General features: G+C 41.4%; 23 protein-coding genes. 10 read left to right on the plus strand and 13 right to left on the minus strand.

Annotated features, from left to right (window positions below; all coding sequences use genetic code 11):
- Nucleotides 1-175: 175 nt before the first annotated feature.
- The 3 genes from ACTHJT_RS05505 to ACTHJT_RS05515 all read right to left on the minus strand — a co-directional run bounded on the left by ACTHJT_RS05505 (nt 176) and on the right by ACTHJT_RS05515 (nt 4,912).
- A complete protein-coding gene (locus ACTHJT_RS05505; protein ID WP_440236990.1) occupies nt 176-3,109 on the minus strand; it encodes a DEAD/DEAH box helicase in 2,934 nt (977 codons plus the stop codon).
- 152 nt (nt 3,110-3,261) lie between these two features.
- Nucleotides 3,262-4,485: an ABC transporter permease gene (locus ACTHJT_RS05510; protein ID WP_440236992.1), complete on the minus strand. Its 1,224-nt coding sequence runs from the start codon at nt 4,483-4,485 to the stop codon at nt 3,262-3,264.
- A 25-nt stretch (nt 4,486-4,510) separates the two neighbouring features.
- On the minus strand, nt 4,511-4,912 hold the full coding sequence (locus ACTHJT_RS05515; protein ID WP_440236994.1) for a ribosome-binding factor A: 402 nt from the start codon (nt 4,910-4,912) through the stop codon (nt 4,511-4,513).
- Between the two features lie 276 nt (nt 4,913-5,188).
- Between ACTHJT_RS05515 and ACTHJT_RS05520 the strand changes: the two genes are divergently transcribed.
- Nucleotides 5,189-6,604, plus strand: a complete 1,416-nt coding sequence (locus ACTHJT_RS05520; protein WP_440236996.1) for a DUF6427 family protein — start codon at nt 5,189-5,191, stop codon at nt 6,602-6,604.
- Nucleotides 6,605-6,777: 173 nt separating this feature from the next.
- On the opposite strand, the gene rpiB is transcribed toward ACTHJT_RS05520, so the two are convergent.
- Genes rpiB through glyA form a run of 3 tightly spaced genes read right to left on the minus strand, consistent with a single transcriptional unit; the run spans nt 6,778 to nt 9,336 of the window.
- On the minus strand, nt 6,778-7,215 hold the full coding sequence (gene rpiB / locus ACTHJT_RS05525; RefSeq protein ID WP_440236998.1) for a ribose 5-phosphate isomerase B: 438 nt from the start codon (nt 7,213-7,215) through the stop codon (nt 6,778-6,780).
- Between the two features lie 3 nt (nt 7,216-7,218).
- A complete protein-coding gene (gene tatC / locus ACTHJT_RS05530; protein ID WP_440237019.1) occupies nt 7,219-7,998 on the minus strand; it encodes a twin-arginine translocase subunit TatC in 780 nt (259 codons plus the stop codon).
- Nucleotides 7,999-8,040: 42 nt separating this feature from the next.
- Nucleotides 8,041-9,336 carry a serine hydroxymethyltransferase gene (gene glyA / locus ACTHJT_RS05535; RefSeq protein WP_440237000.1) on the minus strand — a complete coding sequence of 432 codons (1,296 nt, stop codon included), beginning with the start codon at nt 9,334-9,336 and terminating at the stop codon, nt 8,041-8,043.
- A 238-nt stretch (nt 9,337-9,574) separates the two neighbouring features.
- Between glyA and ACTHJT_RS05540 the strand changes: the two genes are divergently transcribed.
- Nucleotides 9,575-10,261 (plus strand): hypothetical protein, encoded by a 687-nt coding sequence (locus ACTHJT_RS05540; protein ID WP_440237002.1) that lies wholly within the window; start codon nt 9,575-9,577, stop codon nt 10,259-10,261.
- A gap of 45 nt (nt 10,262-10,306) precedes the next feature.
- Here ACTHJT_RS05540 and ACTHJT_RS05545 read toward each other — a convergent pair whose 3' ends face one another.
- From ACTHJT_RS05545 to ACTHJT_RS05555, 3 genes are all read right to left on the minus strand, one after another.
- Complete coding sequence (locus tag ACTHJT_RS05545; protein ID WP_440237004.1) at nt 10,307-11,803, minus strand: ATP-binding cassette domain-containing protein; 1,497 nt, start codon at nt 11,801-11,803, stop codon at nt 10,307-10,309.
- 223 nt (nt 11,804-12,026) lie between these two features.
- A complete protein-coding gene (locus ACTHJT_RS05550) occupies nt 12,027-12,212 on the minus strand; it encodes a hypothetical protein (protein WP_440237006.1) in 186 nt (61 codons plus the stop codon).
- A 277-nt stretch (nt 12,213-12,489) separates the two neighbouring features.
- Entirely contained in the window at nt 12,490-13,437 is a 948-nt protein-coding gene (locus tag ACTHJT_RS05555) for an arginase (protein ID WP_440237007.1), read from the minus strand.
- Nucleotides 13,438-13,518: 81 nt separating this feature from the next.
- Between ACTHJT_RS05555 and ACTHJT_RS05560 the strand changes: the two genes are divergently transcribed.
- Both ACTHJT_RS05560 and ACTHJT_RS05565 read left to right on the plus strand, forming a co-directional pair.
- On the plus strand, nt 13,519-14,106 hold the full coding sequence (locus ACTHJT_RS05560) for a hypothetical protein (protein ID WP_440237008.1): 588 nt from the start codon (nt 13,519-13,521) through the stop codon (nt 14,104-14,106).
- A gap of 48 nt (nt 14,107-14,154) precedes the next feature.
- Entirely contained in the window at nt 14,155-14,382 is a 228-nt protein-coding gene (locus tag ACTHJT_RS05565) for an META domain-containing protein (RefSeq protein WP_440237020.1), read from the plus strand.
- A 75-nt stretch (nt 14,383-14,457) separates the two neighbouring features.
- On the opposite strand, the gene ACTHJT_RS05570 is transcribed toward ACTHJT_RS05565, so the two are convergent.
- Entirely contained in the window at nt 14,458-15,495 is a 1,038-nt protein-coding gene (locus tag ACTHJT_RS05570) for a hypothetical protein (RefSeq protein ID WP_440237009.1), read from the minus strand.
- Nucleotides 15,496-15,719: 224 nt separating this feature from the next.
- Between ACTHJT_RS05570 and ACTHJT_RS05575 the strand changes: the two genes are divergently transcribed.
- The 6 genes from ACTHJT_RS05575 to ACTHJT_RS05600 all read left to right on the plus strand — a co-directional run bounded on the left by ACTHJT_RS05575 (nt 15,720) and on the right by ACTHJT_RS05600 (nt 22,171).
- Nucleotides 15,720-16,454 carry a DsbA family protein gene (locus tag ACTHJT_RS05575; protein ID WP_440237010.1) on the plus strand — a complete coding sequence of 245 codons (735 nt, stop codon included), beginning with the start codon at nt 15,720-15,722 and terminating at the stop codon, nt 16,452-16,454.
- An 18-nt stretch (nt 16,455-16,472) separates the two neighbouring features.
- Complete coding sequence (ygiD, locus tag ACTHJT_RS05580; protein ID WP_440237011.1) at nt 16,473-17,348, plus strand: 4,5-DOPA dioxygenase extradiol; 876 nt, start codon at nt 16,473-16,475, stop codon at nt 17,346-17,348.
- A gap of 367 nt (nt 17,349-17,715) precedes the next feature.
- A complete protein-coding gene (locus ACTHJT_RS05585; RefSeq protein ID WP_440237012.1) occupies nt 17,716-18,750 on the plus strand; it encodes an SMP-30/gluconolactonase/LRE family protein in 1,035 nt (344 codons plus the stop codon).
- The gene (locus ACTHJT_RS05590) at nt 18,747-19,340 is read left to right on the plus strand and encodes an RNA polymerase sigma-70 factor (RefSeq protein WP_440237013.1); all 594 of its coding nucleotides are present in this window, start codon (nt 18,747-18,749) and stop codon (nt 19,338-19,340) included. Before ACTHJT_RS05585 ends, ACTHJT_RS05590 begins: the two co-directional genes overlap by 4 nt.
- Nucleotides 19,341-19,390: 50 nt before the next feature.
- Nucleotides 19,391-20,437: a FecR family protein gene (locus ACTHJT_RS05595; RefSeq protein ID WP_440237014.1), complete on the plus strand. Its 1,047-nt coding sequence runs from the start codon at nt 19,391-19,393 to the stop codon at nt 20,435-20,437.
- A 30-nt stretch (nt 20,438-20,467) separates the two neighbouring features.
- Nucleotides 20,468-22,171: an STN domain-containing protein gene (locus tag ACTHJT_RS05600; protein WP_440237015.1), complete on the plus strand. Its 1,704-nt coding sequence runs from the start codon at nt 20,468-20,470 to the stop codon at nt 22,169-22,171.
- Here the strand turns inward: ACTHJT_RS05600 and ACTHJT_RS05605 are convergent, their stop codons facing one another.
- From ACTHJT_RS05605 to ACTHJT_RS05615, 3 genes are all read right to left on the minus strand, one after another.
- Complete coding sequence (locus ACTHJT_RS05605) at nt 22,172-23,146, minus strand: nucleoside recognition domain-containing protein (RefSeq protein WP_440237016.1); 975 nt, start codon at nt 23,144-23,146, stop codon at nt 22,172-22,174. It lies immediately after the preceding gene.
- A gap of 160 nt (nt 23,147-23,306) precedes the next feature.
- On the minus strand, nt 23,307-24,050 hold the full coding sequence (gene trxA / locus ACTHJT_RS05610) for a thioredoxin (RefSeq protein ID WP_440237017.1): 744 nt from the start codon (nt 24,048-24,050) through the stop codon (nt 23,307-23,309).
- 138 nt (nt 24,051-24,188) lie between these two features.
- Nucleotides 24,189-24,767 (minus strand): hypothetical protein (locus ACTHJT_RS05615; protein ID WP_440237018.1); only part of this gene is annotated, 579 nt, incomplete at its 5' end.

The raw sequence follows: 24,767 nt of genomic DNA on the forward strand, positions 1-24,767 counted from the left end.
GGACAGGCTTGATGCAAAAGAACCAAGAGATCAAAGCTTTCCGCGGCGAATGAAGCCGTTGCGGCATTCGTAGATAAATCTTTAACTTAAACTAGATTGTTGATGTATAGCCCACGACTGAAGTCGTGGGTTATGTTTTTATAGGCGTTCAGCCTTCAGCTTTACGCACTTGGCCTTAATCAAAAATCGACTGTATATCTTCTCTGCTCAGGGCTTTGAAGAAAGTCTCTTCTGAACTGATCAGATCGTTTGCGAGCTTGAGTTTATTTTTCTGAAGATTTAAAATCTTTTCTTCAACGGTATTCTTGGTGATGAATTTATATGTGAACACGGTATTCTTTTGTCCGATCCGGTACGCTCTATCCACCGCCTGTGCTTCAACCGCCGGGTTCCACCATGGATCCAGCAGGAATACATAATCTGCAGCTGTGAGGTTCAGACCTAAGCCTCCGGCTTTCAATGAAATTAAAAATACTCGGATATCTTCTTCTTTTTGAAAACGTTCCACCTCTGCCTGCCTGTCACGGGTTTGCCCATCGAGGTATGCATATTTAATACCTGCTTTATCCAGCTGTTCTGCGTACAACTGCAAATGTTTTACAAACTGCGAGAACACAAGAATTTTATGATCGAGGTCAAGCGCGTTATGCAGCATATGATTTACATCATCCATTTTGCCTGAAGTTCCTTCAAAGGTTTCTTCGATCAGGCTTGGGTGATTAGCAATCTGGCGCAGCTTGGTCAAGCCCTGTAAAAGCAGGATCTGGCTGCCGGCCAATCCTTTTTCATCAATCGATTCAAGAATTAAATTCCTGTAATTCGATTTTACCTTTTCGTACTCAGCTTCCTGATCCGGCGTCATAATGCAGTAATGGATGTTCTCGATCTTTTCCGGCAGGTCTTTCACCACCTGCGATTTTTGTCTGCGCAGGATGAAAGGTTTTATAATACTGTATAAACGTTTCGTTTTTGTTTCATCCTGTTTCTTTTCAATCGGATTCAGGAATTCATTTCTGAAGAACTGCTGTGTGCCCAGCAAACCGGGATTTACAAAGGTCATCTGCGACCACAGATCCATCGTACTATTCTCCACCGGTGTACCCGTTAAGATTAGTCTGTGCTTGCTGTTCAATTCTTTTACGGCTTTCGCAATAATTGATTCCGGATTCTTGATTACCTGAGATTCATCCAGAATGGTATAATAGAACTGGTATTGTTTGAACAGTTCTATGTCAATCCGGATGGTACCATAGGAAGTAATGATCAGGTCATAATTCTGGAACTGCTCTGCATTTTTTGCCCGGTTAATACCTGTATAATTCAGGATTTTTAATTCCGGTGTGAATTTGCGTGCTTCCATTTCCCAGTTGTATACCAGAGATGTTGGCATGATGAGTAAGCTTGCACGCCCTTCGGATTGTTCTTTCAATGACTGTAGCAAAGCCAGTGTCTGTACGGTTTTACCCAAACCCATATCGTCTGCCAGGCAACCGCCGAAATTATACTGATTCAGGAACCGCATCCAATTATACCCGGCTTTCTGGTAAGGTCTCAGTTCGCCTTTAAATTCAGCAGGCAGTGTATAATCTTCAATCTCCTGGAAGTCGCGTAAACGTTCAAGTTTACGATCCATGGAAACCTGCGCCAGACGGTCGTTCTGAAGTTCTTTCACCAAAGCCATATGGTGCTTGCGCAGCTTCAGATCATCGGCATCATTTTCAATGAAAGAGAACAAGTCTGAATACTGGCTGAACCACTCTTCAGGAATAACAGCGATTTCGCCATTCGGTAATACAAATTCCTTTTTCTTTTTCAGGATATATTGTTTCAGCTTCAGGAACGGTATTTCAAATTCGCCGAAACGTACTACTGCATAAATATCAAACCAGTCGTGATTTTCTTTCAATTCTAAAATTATAGAAGAAGCGCCAACGAAAAAACGCTTACCATCTTTAAGGTTCTGACGGATCACCAGGCCTTGAGCTTCCAGTGCATCGCGGTTGGCAGAGAGCCAGGAGAACATCTTTGATTTCTCGAGTGTAACCTTTCCGTTCTTGAATTCCAATTCGGAGTTTCGCAGAATGTCAAGGAATGCTTTCTCTTTATCCGAATCGCGTTTTACTTTATGGAAAATATATGAGTCGTCGGTCTTTTCCATTTTCACAAAAGACGGTGAAAGTTTGTCTGATGAAAAAATGAAGCTGCCGTATTGAAAATCCAGACTCAGCAGAATTTTATTTTCTTCAGAAACCTCCACTTCCGTACCGTTCCCTTCTTCGCCAAACAACGAGGTCGGCGCTTTCACAACAGCCAGTTCTGTAATGGTTAATACAGGTTTTGGCGAATACTCTTCTGCATGGATGGTGAATCCTTTCGCATGCACGTCAAATGAAGCTACAATCTGTGTAACAAATTTTTCATAATAGGTCTCTTCCATTTTACGCGGGACCAGAATGAATTTTTTGTTCAGGAACGGTTTCAGTTTATTGCCGTCAACATCTTTGTTGAAATGATACACGGTATTGTCGACCAGCAGCCAGGCCGGCATGCTGCATACGATGATGGCATTCTTATATTGAAAATCAATTTTCTGTCCGTCGTATTTGATTGTCGGGAAATAATGGGTGTTTTCTTCATTGCGCATGAAGTGAAATAAAATGCTTGCCTTTTCAGGTGCCAGCGCCAGTCGTTTCCACGTTGGTTCGCCATCATGCCCCATTTCAAACAACATTTTATTTTCAAGCAGACACAGGATCTCGTTTTTCTTCAATTCAATATACGAGCGTATTGCGTCCTGTATAAGCTCATCACCTTTTTCCTTATGGTAGATCTTTAGAAAAAATTCCGCAGGTGTGATTTTCTTGTTATAAAATTTCTTTACAATCGCCTCCTGCTGGATTGAGTCAATCAGTTTGATCAGTTTAAAGTCTGTTTCATCCAGTTCACGTGCAAATTCATCGGCATTCTTGGCAGAAATGTTCTGGTGCTTCAGTGTGAGCCTGCGCTGGTGATCCAATTGAATTACAAAAGATTCAAAAAGATACCCCAGGTACTCATGCTCAAACAGCGAGTAAATGATTTGAAACGGTTCTGTGGTTGATACTTTCACTTTACAACAGTTTAAGGCGACTGAATCAATAGCTGTCAGGAAACTTTCCTTCAAACTATTTCATCAGAAAAGTAATTTACAATATAGTAAACTGCCCTTCTTTTTGTGTGAAGTTTTGGGAGAATTTATTCACAAAAATGTGTGCTTATGCACTACAAATGCTTCTTCAAATCAAGCTTGGAAGCTATAATTGAAGGTCTTATGGCTGCAAGGAAAGAAATACAAACTACGGTACAGGAAATCCAGATCAGATCGCTCCAGCGAAGTTCTACCGGATATTCTTTAATAATAGACGTTTCTGTACCAATGGAAACGAAACCATAATGCTGCTGCAGATAACAAATGCCTACGCCAAAAACCAGTCCGATGGCTGCACCCGAAAACGCAATCAGCAAACCTTCTGAGAGAAACAGATTCCGGACAAATGATTTAGTAGCGCCCATTGCTTTCAGCACGGCTATGTCTTTACGTTTGTTCAGCGTGAGCATGGTTAAACAGAAAAATATCCCGACAGAAGAAATTGCCAGGATAAAACTAAGCATAACATTCACTACGAGTTTTTCAACCAGAATCGCCTTCAGCAAACCCTTGTGTTGTTCATCGCTGTTGAGTATAAGAAAAGAGGAACCCAGCTTTTGTTTTAACCGGTCCTGTACATCATCAATATCAGCGCCTTCGGCTATTTTGATTTCAAGTGAGGTACGCTCATTTTCATAATTCATGAGTTCGCGCGCAAAATCAAGTGGTACAAAAACATAATTGTCGTCATATTGTTTTTCAATAGCAAAAACGCCGCCCACATGTATGGAGCTTATTCTGAATGCATCGATTGAAGTAATTTTTTTTATTTTATCCTTATCCGGATAATAGATTTGTACGGGAGAGAACTGATTGTTTACCGGTACAGACAATTTATATTGCACGCCTCTGCCGATGAGCGCCATGTTCTTCCCATGCCGGAACATGTTTACACTACCGTCAACAATGAATGAATCCATTCTGTGTTGTGAAGCAAAATTTTCTGAAACGCCTTTGATCTTGATCACATCGGTCTCATTTTTATAACTGAGCACGGCATTATCCTCGATCACCTGGGTAATGATGAAAACGCCGTCTGTGCCTTGCATCACACGCAAAAGACTATCGGTCATTTCAAATGTCTTGCCCTCACGAGGTGTAATTTTTATTTCCGGATCAAAAGAGTTGTACAGCGAACGGATCAGGTTTTCCATGCCGTTGAAAACAGACATGCCAATTACCAATACCATGGTTACTGCTGCCACTACCAGAATGGATAGCGCGGATATTACATTGATGAGAAGCAGGTTCTTCCCTGAAAAATAATAGCGGCGGGCAATAAATAAAATTGACTTCAATGGCTTTGATAGATATTAGAAATGATTATTCTTTCAGTCCCGGATATTCATTCGGATCAAAGTTCTCATCTTCTTTTTTAGGAATGGCTATTTTAGACATAACCTCATCCATATGGTTTGCATAATCCACGTTATCATCCAGATAGAAGACAATCTCGGGAATAATACGAACTTGTTTGCGAATACGCTCGCCTAATAATTTTCTTAATTCTTTGCTCTGTGCCTGAATTTCTTTCAGCATGCTTTTTTTGTCTGCAGCCATCATGATGCTCAGGTAGAGTTTAGCCACGCTTAAATCGGGACTCATACGGACTGTTGTGATGGAAATAAACACATTGCCAAAAAGCATTCTGCTTTCCTTCAAAAAGATGTCAGCCATTTCTTTCTGAATCAATCTTGCTACCTTTTGTTGTCTTACACTTTCCATATTTTCTGTTTATTCTAAAACCTTTGTTAAAGGAGCTGTAAAAATACAAAAAAGAGTCGGGTAATGTTCCATTCTGCTTATCTTCAAAGCGAAAAAATGCTTAATTTGGTATAAAATTGAGTCTACATGCGGTTCCAGTGATTCATCGCAGATTGTGTGAATCAAAACCCTCCGGGAGTTTGTTCTTCTGAGAATAAACAGCATTCATTAAAATGGACCCCGGAAGGTTGATGTTCATTGCCAGAACTGTATTATTGACTATAAAATTAAACGCCTGTGTTAGAGTTTTTAAGAAAATTAGATCCTTTCCGTCTGCTGATTGTAGCGATCATAGCCTTCCTGGTTCGCTTTTACTGGTTTACGGATGAAGTATATATCATACCTTCTTTACAATGGCTGTCTGTCGGTGAAATGATGGGCTTCCAAAAGGTGTTGTACAAAGACATCTGGACTTCTTTGGAACCATTCAGTGCCGGCATGTATTACATAATCGAATACCTGTTCGGCAAATCCATCATGGCTCTGCGCATACTCTCGCTGTTGCTGTGCCTGATTCAGGCTTTTCTGTTTAATTACTATGTTACGCAAACAAATATCTACGACCAGAGAACTTCTTATCCTGCATTTTTTTACGTGCTGTTCAGTTCCATCAATTATGATTTCTTTACGCTATCGCCGGTACAGATGGGCTTAACATTCATGCTCCCGGTTATGTATTTTCTTTTTAAAGATGTGCGTATGGGAGAAAAATCCAGGAACCATTTCTTTGCCGGTGCCTGTCTGGGCGTGGCGTCCTTGTTCTATCTGCCGTTTGCCTGCTTCATTATCTTTATCGTATATTCTTTCTTTGTATTCAGCTCGTTTGATTTCAAACGTTTCTTTCAACTATTGTTTGCCTTTCTTTTCCCCTGGCTGATGGTGTTCTCTTACTATTACCTCAACGGTTCGTTTTATGAGGTGGTTGAGAACCTGATCAAAGGAACGTTATATACAGCACCTGTTTATTATGCCGACTTCTTCTCGATCATCAAAGTTGGGTTGCCTTCTACCGTAATTGCAGTGCTGGCATTCATGTATGTTACTTCACAAAGTAAATTCCTGAACTTTCAGTATTCAAGCATGAAGATCATGATCATGTGGTTTTTGAATGGCTTGTTTGCATTTTTGATTATGAAAGAATGGGGCTTTTTTAATATTTATATTGTGGTTCCGGTATTTACATTCTTCACGGTGTTTCTGTTTATCGAGATTGAACGTGCCTGGCTGCGGGAAAGTATTTTCTGGACCATTGCAATATTATTGATCCTGATTCACCTGCACAACAAGCGGATCGATACGGATCACGCACGTTCGAACAACTCTTCTATCCTGGTATTAAGAAATGCGGAAGTACGCTACGATGGCACTCCGATCCAGGGAAGCAATATTCTCTTGCTGGGCGATAACCCGGCTGCATTGATCCATAACAAACAGTCGACCATTTACGCAGACTGGAATCTGGCGTTGCGCCATTTCGGTAATCTGAATGATTATGAGAACATCTCAAACATTTATACCAACCTGCTTGAAAATAAACCGGATTATATTTTAGATAACATCTCCATGATGCCGCAGTTGATGGAGCGTATTCCGGAATTGAAAACGGTTTACCAGCCGTCGTACGATAAAAAAGTTTATAAGCGGGTGAAATAAAAATCTGCTCTGAATCCGAATATTATTATTGACTGTTACAGTTTACTGAAATAAAAAAGTCCCGCCGAAACAGCAGGACTTTTTTATTCTTCTCTAAATCTATAAGGTTTTGAAACTATAATCTGACTGATTTAACCAACGAAACCTTATAGGTTTTGTTGGTTAAAGAATCTTTACACGCAGGCAATTTTGTTTACCCTGCCTTCGTGTCTGCCGCCTTCAAACGGCGTTTCGATAAACATTTTTACGCAGGCAATCGCTTCTTCCAATGGAATGAAGCGTGCAGGTAAGCACAATACGTTTGCATTGTTGTGCTGACGGGTAAGCATGGCGATCTCCGGAGTCCAGCAAAGGCCGGCACGAATGTTCTGGTGCTTGTTTGCTGTCATGCATACACCGTTGCCGCTGCCGCAGATCAGGATGCCGAATGTTGCCTTGCCGGTTTCAACCGCTGTGGCTACAGGGTGTGAAAAATCCGGATAATCAACAGACGCGTCAGAAAACGGACCGCAGTCGATTGTTGTATGTCCCTGGGATTCCAGGAATGCAATAATTTCTTTTTTGTAGGTATAACCGGCATGGTCACCACCCAGAGCAATTGTATAGGCCATAATTTAATTTTGTTCTGCTTCTTTTAATTTTCTTTTATAAACCACTGCGCTTACAAATATGCTTCCTTCGTATAGCAAGAGCATAGGTATTAACATCAGCATCATGCTCAACATGTCCGGAGAAGGCGTTACAATTGCCGCAATAACGGCCATCACAAGTATCGCATGTCTTCTGTAATTTCTCATAAACATCGGTGTCATCATTCCCATTAAAGACAGGAAGTAAACAACTACCGGCAGCTGGAAAATAACGCCTCCGCCCAATGCCATCATACACAACGTTGAAATGTAAGAAGTCACATCAAAGTTATTTTGAATGGATGGGTCTAACTGATAATTGGCTAAAAAGTTAATAGCCAGAGGTGCGATAATGTAATATCCAAAAAGGATGCCTACAAAGAACAGAAATGATACGCCTAACACCACACCCCGGACATTTTTACGTTCGTTTGGATGCAATGCAGGTGATACAAAAGACCAGATCTGATAAATAATAAACGGAAACGCTACAATCACTCCGGTGATCAGTGCGGACATAATGTGCATGGAGAACTGCCCTGTCATGGTGCGGCTCATCAGCGTGAAATTCATGTTGCCTACACAAAAATCAAAGTAATTACACAATATCCTGAAGGTAAAAAAATCCGGCCTTGATGGAGCCATTAAAATTTCATGGAAAATAACATCCATATAAATAAAAGCGATGATAGAAATTACTATCACCGCTATTATTGATTTCATTATGTGTTTCCTTAATTCATCAAGATGATCAAAAAAGGACATCTCTTTCTTTGTGTTGTCTTCCACAAAACTTGTTTTATGCTATTAGATATACAATGGATATTGTGCCATCCAGTTATTTACGTCTTTACGAACTGTTTCGATCACTGAATCTTTTGTCTGGTTCATAAGAACCGTGTCAATCATTTCAACAATTCGGATCATGTCGTCGCCAACCATACCACGGCTGGTAATTGCCGCTGTACCAACACGCATACCAGAAGTAACGAACGGTGATTTGTCGTCAAACGGAACCATGTTTTTATTGATCGTGATATCTGCACGGATCAATGCGTTCTCAGCTTCTTTACCTGTAATATTTTTGCTTCTCAGGTCAATCAGCATTAAGTGGTTATCTGTACCTCCGGAAATGATATCGTAGCCTTTTTTCAAAAATGCTTCAGCCATGATCTGTGCATTTTTCTTGATCTGCTGTGCATATTTCAAATAATCATCTGACAAGGCTTCCTGGAACGCAACTGCTTTTGCAGCGATCACGTGCTCTAACGGACCACCTTGCGTACCCGGGAAAACACCCATGTCAAGCACATTTGACATCATGCGTACTTCGCCTTTTGGTGTTTTTAAACCGAATGGGTTTTCAAAATCCTTGCCCATCATGATTACGCCACCACGCGGACCTCTTAATGTTTTATGGGTAGTTGTAGAAACGATGTGACAATGCGGAATCGGATTGTTCAACAAACCTTTTGCAATTAAACCTGCCGGGTGAGAAATATCTGCCAACAAAATAGCGCCAACGCTGTCAGCAATTTTACGGAAACGCACATAATCCCAGTCACGGGAATAAGCAGAAGCTCCGCAAATAATCATTTTAGGTTTTACTTTTAATGCAGTTGCTTCAACTACATCCATGTTGATCAAACCTGTTTCTTTTTCAACGCCGTAGAAATGTGCCTGAAAATATTTACCAGACATGTTTACCGGTGAACCGTGTGATAAGTGGCCGCCGTGCGATAAATCGAAACCTAAGATTGAATCCCCCGGGTTCAGGCATGCAATCATGATGGCAGCATTTGCCTGTGCACCGGAGTGCGGCTGTACGTTTGCCCACTCAGCACCAAATAATTTTCTCAAACGGTCGATCGCGATCTGCTCTATCTGGTCCACAACCTGGCAGCCTCCGTAATAACGCTTGCCCGGAAGGCCTTCAGCATATTTATTGGTAAGTACACTTCCCATTGCTTCCATTACCTGTTTAGAAGTAAAGTTTTCAGAAGCAATTAATTCAATGCCTTCTTCCTGACGGTGAGCCTCTTTATTGATCAAATCAAATATTTGAGTATCTCTGGCTGTTGTGCGAATAGGTGCAGTAATCATACGTTTTGATTGGTGATTTTAGGCCTCAAAATTACGGCTTTTCGGGCAGGTTAAAAAAGGAAAGCGTAAATAAATCACTTTATGGCCTGCTTACAGGGTTAAAGACAAGGGCATCTGTTTGTATGATTCGTGCATATAGGCTTAATATGATCTTAATAATATCTGTAAAAGACTATCATTCAAAGATCTATATGAGAATTCGATATTTTAGCTATATTTGGTTTCATCATTTATTACCATGAACATTCTAAAAAAATCAGCTTTCTACACCATCCTGTTTTTGAGTACAACGGTTTCCGTCCAGGCTCAAAAAGTTGAGGATATTTTTTCGAATACAGATTATACCGTTACCTGGATGGGTATCGATTATTCACATGCCAAAGTGGTCGGCTCTGTAATTCAGTGGGGATTTAACCCGCCCGTTACTAAAAATGATTTGAAGGATCGTTATTTCGCTGCCTGGAATTATCTGTTCCTGGACGAGGCAGACAAGTACAACATTGCAGAAATGCTGCACCGCAAATATGTGAACACTGATATCAGCATGATCAAAAAAATCAATGACAATACTTCCGTGGATTCAATTGAAGTAAAGATCACACCTTACTACAGCCTGCAGGATATACAGTCTTTTGTAAGTGCCTATCCGGCTATTGAGAAGCCTGGCATTGGCCTGGTGTTTATTACTGAAAGTATGAACAAAACTGCGCAAGAAGCTTTTTACCATGTAGTATTTTTTAATACACAAACAAAAGAAGTATTGCTGCATGAGCGTATGCGCGGAACACCGGGAGGTTCAGGCGTGCGTAATTATTGGGCAGGCTCATATTATAAAATTATCGAAACGATCGAGTCTACTACGTATTCAAAATGGAAAGCAAAATTTGGCGGTAAAGCAGTAAACAAGCCGGCGCCGACGTGGTAACATTGTACGCCCCTTCGCCGCGGCGAAGAGTGTATAAATGAACTTCTATTTAACCCTGCCCTTTTCCAATACCAGCGTATGCTCAATGCATTGCGGCAGTTCGCTTTTGTAATGCGAAACATAGATCAGTGTTTTCTCCATGTTTGCACACACAGCATCTACAATACCTGTAAACCGACGGATCTGCGCTTTGTCTAGCCCCTGGCAAGGTTCATCCAGAATCAGCAGCGGCGGATTTTTAACCAGCGCCCTTGCAAGCAGCAGTAACCGTTGCTGGCCTAACGATACTTTATAAAATTGTTTTTGCTTGAGTTCAATAATATCCAGCGCTTCCATCCAGTAGGTTACAATCTTCTGCTGCAGTACGGTTAAGCGTGTGGATGAACCGATCTGGTCGTTGATGCCGGATGCGACAATTTCAAAGCATGTGGTTTTGTCCTGCGAAAATCCGCCCAACGAATAATCATTCTTCGCCATGGCTTGCGATTGTATGAAACTGGTGCCGCGCAAAAAATGGTTGTGCATTTCAGGCGACACATAACCGATCTTTTTCTTGATCTCCCAGATGCTTTCACCGTTGCCGCGCTTCTGGTCAAACAGCCACACATCATTCAGGTACACCTGCGGATTGTCGGCATTGATCAGACTCAGCAAGGTTGATTTTCCGGAGCCGTTATGCCCTAGCAATGCCCAGTGTTCGCCACATTTAACAGTCCAGGAAACATCATCCAGGATTTTTTTATCGCCGAACGAAATGTTCACGTGATTCATCTGCACGGCAACCTCAAACGGAGCATGCGATGCAACAGAAATTTCTTTCAGTTCTTCCGCATGCAAAAATATACCGGTAGTAATTTTTTCTTCTACAAAGAATTCCTCGTCTTTGTTCACCACCCGCATGTTTCCTTTTTCCAGCAGGAAAATCTGGTCGGCTGCTTCGGGGATCTCATTTGCCGCGGTGATCAGCACAACCATTATGTGTTGTTCTTTTAGTTTTTTCAACAATGCATGTAATACCTCACGTGTTGCAGTATCGAGTCCGATAAAAGGCTGGTCAAGGATTAAAACATCGGGCTTGGCGAGTAATGCCAGCGCCAGCTGCAGACACTTACCTTCACCGTTCGACAGTTCTATTACCGGCTGGTGCAGTTTTTCTGTAAGATTCAACTGTATCACAACATCGTTCAGTTTACTTTCGGAAGGCTGTTCTTTTGAAAGAATTTTATATGCCGTCGGAAAATCCTCTCCGTAGTTGCGATCATACCGCTGGCCAAAATACGAACGTGTTTCAAATGCATATCTGAAATCATGTTGCTGTTGCACCACAATTTTTTTCAGGTCCGGCGAAGCGTATTCGAGTGTTCCTTCCGTAACCGGAATGTGCTGCGCGATGATTCTTGCCAGCAAGGTTTTGCCGCTGCCGGAAGCACCGGTAAGTACAACACACTCCCCCTGTTGGATAGAGAAAGACAGGTTGTTGAGAAGAACTTCCTTATCTATGGAAAGTGAAATGTTGCGGGCTGAGATGATGGGTGTAGGCATGAATGGATGTTGATGTATTTGTAGTCAATCCGCCGCGGCGGACACTACGTTAAGACTGGCGCCAGAGAAGACGATGTTATAGTCAACCCTCCAAGGTTAAAACCCTTGGAAGGTCTCCGATGATGAACGATGCTTATTTCTTAACAAATATTGTCTAATCGTGAGCGACTGTGCCATTGTTTCAAACGATGGTATCAGTTAAGATTACTGAATAAAGCAGAAGTTAAAACATACAATATCGTACAATGATAAATATCCCCATCAAAATTATAAAAGCTGATCCAATAAATCCTCTAATGATGGCGTAAGATTTTCCTGCGGGAGTATATTTTGAAATTAAATAAGTCAACATCAGTTGAATCGCTCCCATCATTATCATTCCTGTACCATATCCAATTTCCTTTGCCATTATCCAAGGTTTGTATTTCTTTGCTTAAAAGACAATCTTTCTCATTGAACCCTCCAGGGTTTAAAACCCTTGGAGGGTCGGTTGTGAACGTTACTCATTTCTTAACAAGTATTCTGTGGTGATAAACATACCGATGCCATCGCTTGAAGCGATGGCATCGGTGTTAGATTGCTATTAGCGAACGTTGTGTGTGTGTCACAGAACAAGAAGTAACTGTTATGCAACCACTTTGTTTGAAATTTGTTTTTTGTTCGCCGCGGCGAATGGAATTTGTGGATCAATCCTGCTCCATCAACACATCAATCAATTCGATCACGGCCTTGCTCATGCTGTTGTTATTGTCCAGCAGCGGGTTGATCTCTGTGAATTCCCAGATGCGGATATTATTCAAACGTTTTAAAGTATCCACCACCTGCTTGGCTTCGGGTAATAACAATCCGTTATATACCGGTGTGCCTGTTCCTGTAGAAACACTGGTGTCCAGTACGTCCACATCAAATGATACATATACCGCATCGTAACCGGCAAAATAATTTACCGCATGATCCAGTATGTGTGTCAGCCCTTTTGCTTTTACATCATACGGACTGAAATGATTCAATTTATAATCACGGATCAGGTGGTATTCCTGGATTTCAAAATCGCGCAGACCGATAAAGAAAATATCTTCCGGACCAATCTTCGGTGTGAACCGGCTTGCTCCGCAGTGTTTCAATTCTTCCCAGAATGGTTTTAACCCAGCATCTATATTGCTGCGTGAAAGTTCCACGTTATCATACCCCATAGATGCCGACAGCGACATCCCGTGAATATTGCCCGATGGTGTTGTATAGGGCGTATGTAAGTCTGCATGTGCATCTACCCAGATCACACCCAGTTTCTTTTTCATGCCAATCGCTTCACGCAAACCAGCCATGATACCAATGGCGTTGCTGTGGTCGCCACTGATAATGAGCGGGTATTTATCTTTAACAATAGCACTGATCTCTTTCGCAGTATTATTATTCAATTCAGATAATAGTTTAGCGTATTTACCCTGCGCATAGGGACCAAACTCTCCTCTTTTCTCCGGATAGCTGGATAGTACTTTTTTAGTGAAATTTTTCAGGATCGGGTTCGCACGCTCTGAATCTGCCACAAGAAGAGCGTCTAAAGCCAAAGATGTACCAAGACGTTGTGCACCAATATCAGAAGGAACAGAAACAAGTATGTCTGGTTTTTTCATAAATAAAGAATTACGATTAATTTGTATTGTAATGATACGAAATCCTTTCTAGATTGATCATACAATAACCAGCTCAATTTTATGATAAAGTTTTATATTTCATTCACCGCATTCGTCTTCTTGATGTTATGCAGCTGCGCCGGTCATAAAAAACGATCTGCTGTAAGCCATGTTGATACGACTTCTGCTGCTCATGTTAAATATGAAGATGTTGCAGATGTTATGCCTGGCAGCAATGAGCAAATTGACTTGTTCCGGCAACAGGTTTCATTTTATGGATTCAATGATATTGACGGTTGGAAATTATACATGAAAGAAGACAGCGTTTTTACTTTTGAATTGAACGGGACAAAAACTGTTTTTGAATGCTCAAAACCTGCTAAGATACCAGGGGTTGCAGGCGTGCGCTATTATTCAAAAAAGGTTCTTCAAGCAACTGATACAATATTGCAGAAAAAACGTTTTTCATCCGTAACACTGATTGAACAACCTACCTATGACCTGGCGAGTAACTTCAGTGATGTGCCTCCATTCAAGGTCGTTGTCACCTTTGAAGATAATGGTACCTATACTGGTTTTTCTGGTAATGGTTTTTATGTAGGCAATCCGGTCATTAATGATATCTGGGTGCTGGATAGTTTAAGCGGAATCAAATTTTCTGAACGTTAATTTCCGTATGGAAGGCCGCGGCTGGAGTTTCATCTGAATGATGCAAAAATTTACGGTTTCAGCGGATGCTCTGACTTCCACGGATTTTTTTATTTCGTCAAAAATAATATTCAGTTTACCTCCTTTGAAGCAGGTGAAAAAGATTGTACAAACGCCAGTGATGGGGCCTTCCTGGCTTTGCTCAGCAAAAAGCGATTTGCATATTCTTTTGAACCGAATGGTTTAAAGCTTACCGCCCGCGATGGCAGTGCCATCTTTTTTAAAAAGGTTGATTGAAATAGAATTGCTGTAAAACAAAAAGATCCCGCAGTGCCTGCGGGATCTTTTTGTTTATAATTAGAATGAATGTTATCAGTATGCCTGGTAAGATGCTGTTGAGTAAACACTCGTTCCGCCTGAATTTTTGAAAGCAAGATCCAGTCTGTATCCGCTTGAAGAACAGGTTCCGTCAAAAACAAAATTAGCGCCATCCAAACGGTAACCTGCCGTCGCGCTCCATGTCCCTTTTGTTACACCTAGCAGATGAATCGGATTGGTTGTCAGGTCTACTGTATATTCAACCTTCCCTTGTTTCAATACATACGGACCACCGTAGCTCGCACCACAGTTTGACCAGATAAACGGTGTAGAAAGATCGCAAACAAATTTGTCTCCGTCTCTTGAAATACCATATTCACTTGCCTCTGCAAATGCGCCCGGTATGCTTAAATACGTTTGTGTATCAATGGCTGTATCGCCTTCAACTTTTAAAGAGATTCCTGTTGCTGTTCCGTTGCCGGTATATGTTTTCTTTCTGAAAACGTTCCATTCTCTGATCACATTCGCATTACCTGTACCTGTTGAGTCAAATGTCAGTTCAAGCTGACCTCTTACTTTATGTGTAACCGTAACCGTAGTTGTTGCTGTAAACAAATCCAGGAATGTTCCGCCATCAACGTTTGTCACATAAGCCGTACCATTATAAGTAATGGACTGCTTGTTCACATTATACAATACTTTATAATCGTTGTATACAATTTTCAATTTTGCACCCGCATCCGCAAAAGTGGTTCCCGATACAAGTGTTACATCAATACTGCCGCTCAATACTCTTGAACCGCAATTTACACCGGTTTGAGAGTAATCAATGGTAAAATTTTTTGTATTGAATGTTACCTTGCCGCAAGGCAGTATGGCACCTGAAGTTCTTTGTGCAGATGCATCTTTATAATCCTGTGAGTTGAAAACGGTTTCAATATCACTATATACTTTGTCCATTTCATTTCTGGCATTGGCATCATCGGCCTTTGAACCATCCGGATATACAGGAGTTGTTTCCGGTGTCTTTTTTGTACAGCTGGCAGAAGCTATTGCAAGCCCCAAAAGTACGCAGTAAACGATTTTCTTCATTTTTTTATCTGTGTTAGTTAGTACTAAATGTATTTTAAGGTATTAAATGTAACCTATATTCACGTTATTTCAATTAACATGCCAGTATACGTTCAGTTGAAAGTAAATGTTTGATATTCACAAGTTTGAATTAACTTAGGACTATAATCCCTCGCATTGATGTGTATATGGAATTAAAAATAAATATTACATGTTATAACATGTAATTAGGCGACTATTATATTATGGAGAAAACAAATGTATATACCGTATTGCTGTTGCTGTTATTTATGGCAGTTGGCACCGCAAATAAACCTAATACACACATGCAGGAAGAAAAAATCAAGCTGCTGTATGTATATGATCCTTTGTGTGGTTGGTGTTATGGCTTCGGACCGGTAGTAGAAAAAATCGAAAGAAATTATAAGGCTGATGTCGAGGTAGAAATTATCAGCGGCGGCATGATCATGGGCGATCGCATTGCGCCTGTGGGGAACATGGCAGATTACATCCTTCAGGCCATACCCCGCCTGGAGCGTATGACAGGCGCGGAATTTGAAGAACCATATAAACAGCTGCTGAAAGAAGGGACATACGTTACTTCTTCTGAAAAGCCATCGGTGGCCTTGTGCGTTTATAAGTCCTTTAAAAAAGACAGTGCCGTTTCTTATGGCCATACCATACAGACTTCTTTCTATAAATATGCTAAAGATCTGAACAACGATACGCTGTATGCTGACATTGCAAAGTCTTTCGGCATTGACCGTTCACAGTTCCTGGACCGCATGAAAGACTCCACGTACCTGAATCAGGCGCACGCTGAATTCAAAAAGGCTACAGAGCTTGGTGTAACAGGCTTTCCAACGGTTTTCATGAAACAAGGAAACGGCTATGTTAAAATTTCAGAAGGGTATGCAAGCTATGAATCGATTGAAAAATATATTCAGAAAGAAATGAAATCTGCTGCTGAGAAAAAATAACGCAACCGCAATGTATCTATGGAACGCAGAAAATTTATTAAAACAGCCGCTTTGGCGGGTACAGCTATGATAGGATTACATCAATTTGCACGGGCCTGGGACAATGAACCCACCATTGGCGCCGCGATGCCGGTATTGTTTGTTGGCCACGGCAGCCCCATGAATGCTATTGAGCAGAATAAATTTAATGCAGCCTGGAAAGAGCTTGGTAAAAACCTGCCCGCACCGAAAGCCATCATGGTTGTTTCGGCTCACTGGGAAACCGTTGGTACGAAGGTAACAGCTATGGCCAGACCTATGACGATTCATGACTTCGGCGGCTTTCCGAAAGAACTGCACGAAGCGCAATACCCGGCACCGGGCTCGCCGGAATTTGCCAAAACAACTACGGAACTTCTTAGCAAATGGCAGGTACATGAAGATCACACATGGGGGCTCGACCACGGCACCTGGTCTGTATTGATGCCCATGTATCCGGAAGCAAAAATTCCGGTATACCAGATGAGTCTCGATGTACGCAAAAAACCGGAAGAACAATTTGCTCTGGCGCAGGATCTGTATGAATTGAGAAAACGCGGTGTGCTGATCATCGGCAGCGGCAACATTGTACACAACCTGCGCATGATCAAATGGGACGACTCAAGCTACGATTGGGCCATTGCTTTCAACAACACGGTAAAAGAACATATTTCGAAAGGCGATAATTACATGCCATTGATCCAGTATTCACAACTGGAGAACAGTCGATATGCGATTCCTACTGCCGAGCATTATTTGCCATTGCTCTACGCTCTGGGTTTGAAAACAAAAACTGATACCGTCTCTTTCTTTAATGATGTAACCACAAACGGTTCCATTGCCATGACCGGCTTGCTGATCAGCGGGGCGCAATAAGCTTTTGTTCTCAGTGAACACTGGCTATAATACAATGTCGTTTAGTAAGGGTAAAGAATATAAAATAGTCTCCCTTCCTCAACTGTATTGTTCTTTCTTTTTCTTTATTGTTCTTTTGTTCCCGCCTGATGGGGACAGGCTTTGATACAAAAGAACCAAAAGATCAAGGCTTTCCGCCGCGGCAGATCAAATATGCTAATTTTTGATTGTTCGCCGGGGCGAATGAGGCCGTTGAATGTTGAGATAGCATCTTCCAACTGAACGACATTGAGCTATAAATACACTAGGTATTTTAACTTTTAGAAACTAAATTTGATGCTAATAACATCAGCTTTAGTTTCTTTTAGTTTAATACTTTTAATTCCAGATGAAAAAAATCAGCCTGCTGGCACCCATGTTATTTTTGGGCCTTCTTTCGTGTTCAGAAAATAAACCAACGATTCAGAATATTAATACTATGACCGCTGCTGACACATTAAGCATGGTTGAAGTACTTGACCCGGAGGCAGAAAAACTTGTAAGCAAAGACAGTAAAGCAGAAATCCTGGGCGAAGGGTTTGTTTGGTCTGAAGGACCATGCTGGATCAAAGATCAGCAGAAACTTATTTTTTCTGATGCGCCGCAAAACACCATCTTCAGCTGGACAGCAAAGGATTCTATACAAGTATATTTAAAACCGTCAGGCTATACAAGCGCTGTACCGCGCGGCGGCGAAGTTGGTTCAAACGGATTAATCATTAACAAAAACGGTAAGCTCGTATTGTGCCAGCACGGCGACAGAAGGATTGCCGAAATGCAGGCGGCTTTAGATCAACCGAAACCTGAGTTCAAAACATTGGCCGATAAATTCGACGGCAAACGATTCAGCAGTCCGAATGATGTTTTCGCGGATTCAAAAGGAAACTATTACTTCACAGATCCTCCATACGGTTTAGAAAAACAAGAGAAGGACAGCACAAAAGAAACGAAGGTTGAAGGTGTGTACAGAATTCTTCCAGACGGTAAAGTAGAGCTGCTGGTTGATTCACTTACCAGACCAAACGGCATAATTGTTTCTAACGATGGCACGAAATTATATCTAGCCAACTCAGATCCTGCAAAAGCAATCTGGGCAGTATATGACCTGGATAAAGACGGGAAATTATCAAACGGACGTATATTCATGGACGCAACAAAAAATGCCGCAACTGAAAAAGGTTTGCCGGACGGATTATGCATGAACAGTAAAGGATATATTTTTGCTACCGGTCCGGGTGGCGTGTGGATCTTCAACCCTGCAGGCAAACACATCGCTACAATAAAAACCAAGGTTGCAACGTCTAACGTTGAGCTGGATGATACAGAGTCTTATCTGTACATTACAGCGCACATGTACCTGATCCGGATGAAACTTGTTAAATGAGTACCCTACGTAAATCAATAAAAGACACTGAAAAAGAATGGCCTGCTGAAAATAAGGAGGCTTTCTTTGAAGCGTTGTTTCATACCTATTATACGCTGCTCTGCAGATTTTCTTTCCGCATTGTGAAAGACAAAGATGTTGCAGAAGATGTTGTACAAACCTGTTTTGTTAATCTCTGGAAGAAACGAGAAGAAACCGTACTTCAAACTTCTTTCAAATCTTATTTATTCCGTTCTGTTTATAACCGCAGCATCAACGAATATGCGCGGGCCAAAAAATATAAAAACGAAGACGTTTCGGTTCTGAATGAAGTACAAACCAGCAACAACGAAGACCCTTTGCTGGCGCTTCAGGCGGAAGACACACAGAAAAAAATTGACCAGGCAATTGCGGCCATGCCCGATGGCTGCCGCACTGTTTTCCTGATGAGTCGTGAAGAACAGCTTTCATATAAGGAAATAGCCGAATTGTTGGAGATTTCTGTAAAAACAGTAGAAAATCAATTGGGAAAAGCATTAAGAATTCTCCGGGAACACCTGTTTATTTTCCTCGTTATACTCTGTGTATCAGAGTTTTTAACAATTTATTAATCTTGCGTAGGGGGAACAGGCCTGTCGATTGTCTTAAAGTAGAATAAACCATGAAATACGAGAATATTAAACATATTGACCATTGGTACGAAACCATCACTGCTTACAAACAGGGGGAATTATCTGAACAACAGGTTCAGGAATTGCTGCGTTGGAAAGGAGAAGATGCGGAGCATGCTCAATTCTTTAATGAAGTAGAAAGAACATGGGAGCAATCAAGGGAGCAGGTGGCTTTCCCTTCTTTTGATGCCGAAGCTGCATGGCAAAAAGTTAAAAACCAGACGATTGAAGAACCGATTATATCGGTTAAGAAAAAGGCGTCTCCTCTCAGTATTGTATTCGAATCTCCGTTTTTAAAGGCTGCTGCCGCTGTTTTAGTACTTGTGGCCATTACCTGGACCATGAGCAAGGTGGTTTTCAAAAAACCAACATTCACCGATCTTGCAACAACTACAGGCGTAAAAGAATTTTACCTGCCGGACAGCAGCAAAGTATGGCTGCGTGATAATACTACCCTTCGTTATTCTTCTGCTTATAATGATGAAGAGCGCATGGTATTCCTGGATGGCGAAGCTTTCTTTGAAGTACGTAAAGACGCGACAAAACCATTTACTGTGCTGTCATACCGTTCACGTGTTATTGTAAAAGGAACGTCTTTCTCTGTTAAGAGCCGCATGAAAGATTCTGTGGACTGCATCGAAGTGGAAGAAGGTAAAGTGGCCGTACTTGAAAAATACAGCCGCACCGGCAAAGAGCTGATGCTGACTAAAGGAATGAAAGCATCGGTTGATGTATACGGAAGCCTGAAACAATCCACTGATACAGCGGCCTGTGCAGTGGCACCGTGGCGCACACCCGGTTATTCCGAACATCTTATGTTCGTAGGCACTCCATTAAAAGAGGTCATCAAAGACTTAAAAGAAAAAACAAATATTTTTGTTATTTTAGAGGATAGAAACGCCGAATCATGTAGATTTACAGGTGAGTTCGATAATTCGAAACCTGAAGAAATCATTCAGATTATTGCGCTTTCAATGAATATGCAAGTTGAAAAAGTAGGAACTACTTTTGTCCTTAAAGGAAAAGGCTGCAAGTAATTCGAAATATCTTTCTAAAAATCCAGTAAGATGATCTACAGACTTCATCTTGTGTTTTTGTTTTTATTCATTTTCTTTTCTGCTATACCTGAAAGTACAGCACAAGTAGATCATAAAAAAGTTACTCTCTACTTTCATGATATTCCACTGGAAGCTGCTTTAAAGAAAATTAAAGCACAGTGTGGTGTAAACTTTTCCTATTCACCCGATTTAATTAATCTGCGCCAGTTAGTTTCTCTTAATGTACGGAACGCAACACTGGAGTATGCTTTAAACCAGTTGTTCCACAATCTTCCCATTACATACAGGATTGTCGGAAACCAGGTTGTTTTGAAAAAAAGCAAATCTGTTGTTCCTTCCGGAAATACAGCAAAATCAAGTCCTCCGCTGCAGATCGCTGTCAGAGATTCAGTTTATTATCCGGAAAAAGACACTACGGCATTACAAGTTCCTCCGTCCAAATCAACGGAAGTAATCACAACCGATTCGACCCTGGTATCAAAAGGAGGTTCTTACTCCCAGGTGCTGACCAACCTGAACGATACCTATACGCAAAAGAAAGACAGCATTGCAATTGAAGCTTATTCCAGCAAAATGAAATTGCGTAAAAGCTGGAAAGAAGCTAAGCTGGCGCTAAGCAAGCAATACAAGTTCAAAAGAGATAGTATGCTGCTGGCGCGAAAAAATAAGTATAGCGACACCATCACGGATATTGATGCAGATTTATTGATCCATGATGATTTTCAATTCACGGCTTTTTATCCTTTAGGTAATCATTCTTCTACCAGCGGTCTTTACAGAAACGATTATTCCCTGAACTTTCTGTTTGGTTATAACGGCGCGGTTTCAAAAGCAGAAGTTGGCCTGCTGGCCAACATTGTCCGCAAGGAAGTGCAGGGTGTACAGGTCGCCGGCTTAGCCAATGCCTGCGGCGAATACGTGCGGGGTGCGCAATTTGCGGGCCTTGTAAATATCAGCAACCAGGAAGTAATCGGCGGACAGTTTGCTGGTGTTGTAAACGTTGCGAATGGCGCCATGGCTGGTGTCCAGGCTGCAGGTGTTGTGAATGTCGGCGTGGACAAACTGGATGGTGTGCAGGCTGCTTTCGTGGTAAACCAGCACAATGGAGAAATTAACGGCGGACAAATTGGCCTGATCAATAATGCACACAAAGTAAAAGGATTTCAATTTGGTTTGATCAATGTGTGTGATACCATCAACGGACTTCCTTTCGGCTTGCTTTCTATATGTAAAAACGGGTACGGAAGAATTGAAGCTTATTATTCAGAGACAACACCGTATAACATCATGATCAAATCCGGTGTTAAAAGTCTTTATAATATTTTCCAGTTCGGCGGCAATTTTAATTCCAGTTACTATCGCTGGACCTTCGGTTACGGGCTGGGCTCTACCGTACAGTTGAGCAAGCAATCTACCATTACCATTGATGTTACCTGGATGCACCTGAATGAAAATGAAGGTTTCACCAATGCCCTGAATGAGCAGCTCCAGACAAGAGTACTGCTGGCGCTGAATCTGACCAAGCGCTTATCTGTCTTTGCCGGACCAACATTGAATACCACATTCTCAAATTACATCAACTCCAGTGGTTCTGTAGGTTCTCAAATGATTCCTAAAAGAAGCATCCTGTACGAGCACAATATTGCCGGCCAGGATGGCAGAACTATTTACAACGCATACTGGCTGGGCTTCAATGCAGGGATACGCTTTTAATTAAGCGTTCGCTTCCACTTGGTCTGTAGACCTGATCGCAATTTTTTCGATGATACGTGCATCAAAAAGTTTAGTGGCTTTTACAATTAACCAGGTAGTTAGCAAAGCAAACAACATCCGGAAAATAAAGATCATTGTCCAGTCTGCTCCCATTGAAATCATCAGCAGTGAATCTTCGATCAGGCTGTGGCACAAACCCATTAATACAAATGCATAAAATACATCCAGCTTGGGAATTTTTTTCTCTTCGGTTTCTTTAATGATCAATGCGCCTCCATATAAAATGCCAAGGCTCAGGCCAATCACTGTCATTGGAATTACCTCTTTATTTATTCCCAAAACACCCAATACAGGCTTCAATCCTTCACTGAATTTATTTAGTGCCCCTGATTTTTTTAAGATCCGCATAACCGCCATCAGTGCCATTACAACAAAAAACACAATAATGTACTTTTTTATCTCACCCAATATCCATTGTATCAGTGTAGGATTTTCCAGCACCGCAGGCTTCCATTGAATGCTGTTGGGTTCCTGGAACAAATGTGCTGTATGTAAAAAATAATTCATCAGTATCCCGGTAACAATTCCAAACCCAAACCGAACCAAAAACATGAGCCACAGGCGGCAACCGGCCTTACGCGCAATCTGCAGTTCAATCGGCAAAGCATGCGCCATCAACATTAAGCTGCATAAGATGGAAACCTGCGCGGTTGATAAAACCGAAGAGAGATCAAGCGAATAAAAAGCCATCATGCCGCCATAGATGTTGGTAACCATAGTAGTTGCCCATACAATGCCGCAGGAACCCGGCAATCCTGCCACCTGCATCACCGGAGCAAGGGCTGCTCCTATCCATGAAATAACCCCTAAATATTGCAGCAGCTTAACCGCAATAGAAATAGGAATCATGATTTTATATAAACCTATGGCTGACTTTACTGTGTCTTTTAATAGTAACTTGAATTCGTTTTGCATGCTGCTTTTTAATCCTGGCAAAAGTAGCCAGAACTGGCAGCAGTTGCCAGCTATTTTAAAAATTTTCACCCGGACTTTTTGAGCTTAGCAATGAATATGCAGGAAATAAAATGCTATAGTGTTATTAAAAGAAAAATCCCCTCTGAGAGGGGATTTAAAATTATTCAAGAAGTTTGAGTAATTGTTTTTTAGTTTGGTAGCCGACCTCCTTTTTTACAAGCTGTTGATTTTTGTAAAGCATGATAACCGGCAGAGCATCAATTTCAAAATGTTTTGCAACCTCTTCGTTCTGGTCTGTATCGATACGCACTACTACAACTTTATCTGCCATGGTTGCAGCGATGTCATCAAGAGAGGGTTCCATCATTTTGCAATAGCCGCACCATGGTGCATGAAAATCAACCAGTACATATTTATCTGTTTTCAATAGTGCTTCGTATTCTTGTATTGTCATGCCTTTAGCAGAAGACTGTTCTGTTGCAGCTGTATCCGCCACTTCAGCAAGGTTTGCGGCGCGCCATTTCATCATGCCTCCATCCAGTTCATAGATTTCCTTAAAACCGTTCTTTGACATGTACGAAGCAGCGTCACTGCTTCTTGATCCACTTAAACAGTATACCAATACAGGTTTGGTTTTATCAAGCTTTGCAATCTGTGTTTCAAATTCTGATTCATTCCAGTCGATATTCTTTGCACCGGTAATATGTCCCTGCTTATATTCTTCTTCTGTTCGTACATCTACAATTGTTGCATCAGGTGTTTGTTTGATTTTATCAGAAAATTCCGTTGCTGAAAGTTTTTTAACTTCTGCATTCGGCTGGCCGGCAGCAACTGCCTGCTGTTGGTTTGAGCAGGAAAATAAAAGCGTCGCTGCAATAAGAAAAAGGATGAGTCTGTTTTTCACTTGATGTATGGGGTTGGGTACAAATGTTATAGTAAAGCTACGCGTTTTTTTTAATTCAACAATACAATATAAACACCGTGCCAGGATCAATAAGTTCATTAAAATTGTTCCGGATGTTTTCAAAACACCTTAGCCGGATTATTGTCCGGTATTTTCTGTTACTTCTCTCACCAATATTATGTAGTAAGGATTCCGGGCATTATACTGCGAAATATAAGGGTATGATTTTTTATTTTTCGGATCTCCTTTGATCTTTTTGAAACGCTCATACAACACAGCATCGCGCTTAATGATAGGATCCAGGTTCTCCTTTTTAACCTTTTCAATAATGCCCGATTGAAAATCCATAAAATAGATATTCATAGTAGTATGGCTTGTCGTGACAGGCACACCACTATGCATGGTTGTTCCAGCTGTTCCTACCGATGATCCGGAAGGGTAATAGGTCGTTGTTTGTACTTCCTTTAAGATGAACGTGCAGATGGAACCGCGCTGGAACACCGGTGAAAAATAATTGTGATAAAATATATACAAAATGCCTTCCCGCACCATAGCAAAGATGTTGTCTTCAAATTTATGTTTTATATCCTGGCTGCTCACATAATACAGATTAGTTGTCGGAACCTTATCAGTCAGGCTATTCAGTTCTAAGCTGCAGTCCGGATATTTGGGTGAGTTATACCGTAACTCAATGGCAGAAGTATAAATGCCGTTTTT

The sequence above is a fragment of the Cytophaga sp. genome, assembly GCF_051961495.1.
In the GTDB taxonomy this organism is placed as follows: Bacteria; Bacteroidota; Bacteroidia; order Cytophagales; family Cytophagaceae; genus Cytophaga.

Excerpts from the sequence above, each read along its gene's own strand:
- ACTHJT_RS05545 (WP_440237004.1), bottom strand. The coding sequence starts at position 11,803 with ATGCCTACACCCATCATCTCAGCCCGCAACATTTCACTTTCCATAGAT.
- ACTHJT_RS05605 (WP_440237016.1), bottom strand. The coding sequence starts at position 23,146 with ATGCAAAACGAATTCAAGTTACTATTAAAAGACACAGTAAAGTCAGCC.
- ACTHJT_RS05515 (WP_440236994.1), bottom strand. The coding sequence starts at position 4,912 with ATGGAAAGTGTAAGACAACAAAAGGTAGCAAGATTGATTCAGAAAGAA.
- ACTHJT_RS05570 (WP_440237009.1), bottom strand. The coding sequence starts at position 15,495 with ATGAAGAAAATCGTTTACTGCGTACTTTTGGGGCTTGCAATAGCTTCT.
- ACTHJT_RS05540 (WP_440237002.1), top strand. The coding sequence starts at position 9,575 with ATGAACATTCTAAAAAAATCAGCTTTCTACACCATCCTGTTTTTGAGT.
- ACTHJT_RS05550 (WP_440237006.1), bottom strand. The coding sequence starts at position 12,212 with ATGGCAAAGGAAATTGGATATGGTACAGGAATGATAATGATGGGAGCG.
- ACTHJT_RS05560 (WP_440237008.1), top strand. The coding sequence starts at position 13,519 with ATGATAAAGTTTTATATTTCATTCACCGCATTCGTCTTCTTGATGTTA.
- ACTHJT_RS05600 (WP_440237015.1), top strand. The coding sequence starts at position 20,468 with ATGATCTACAGACTTCATCTTGTGTTTTTGTTTTTATTCATTTTCTTT.
- ygiD (WP_440237011.1), top strand. The coding sequence starts at position 16,473 with ATGGAACGCAGAAAATTTATTAAAACAGCCGCTTTGGCGGGTACAGCT.
- glyA (WP_440237000.1), bottom strand. The coding sequence starts at position 9,336 with ATGATTACTGCACCTATTCGCACAACAGCCAGAGATACTCAAATATTT.
- ACTHJT_RS05595 (WP_440237014.1), top strand. The coding sequence starts at position 19,391 with ATGAAATACGAGAATATTAAACATATTGACCATTGGTACGAAACCATC.
- ACTHJT_RS05575 (WP_440237010.1), top strand. The coding sequence starts at position 15,720 with ATGGAGAAAACAAATGTATATACCGTATTGCTGTTGCTGTTATTTATG.
- tatC (WP_440237019.1), bottom strand. The coding sequence starts at position 7,998 with ATGTCCTTTTTTGATCATCTTGATGAATTAAGGAAACACATAATGAAA.
- rpiB (WP_440236998.1), bottom strand. The coding sequence starts at position 7,215 with ATGGCCTATACAATTGCTCTGGGTGGTGACCATGCCGGTTATACCTAC.
- ACTHJT_RS05585 (WP_440237012.1), top strand. The coding sequence starts at position 17,716 with ATGAAAAAAATCAGCCTGCTGGCACCCATGTTATTTTTGGGCCTTCTT.
- ACTHJT_RS05555 (WP_440237007.1), bottom strand. The coding sequence starts at position 13,437 with ATGAAAAAACCAGACATACTTGTTTCTGTTCCTTCTGATATTGGTGCA.
- ACTHJT_RS05590 (WP_440237013.1), top strand. The coding sequence starts at position 18,747 with ATGAGTACCCTACGTAAATCAATAAAAGACACTGAAAAAGAATGGCCT.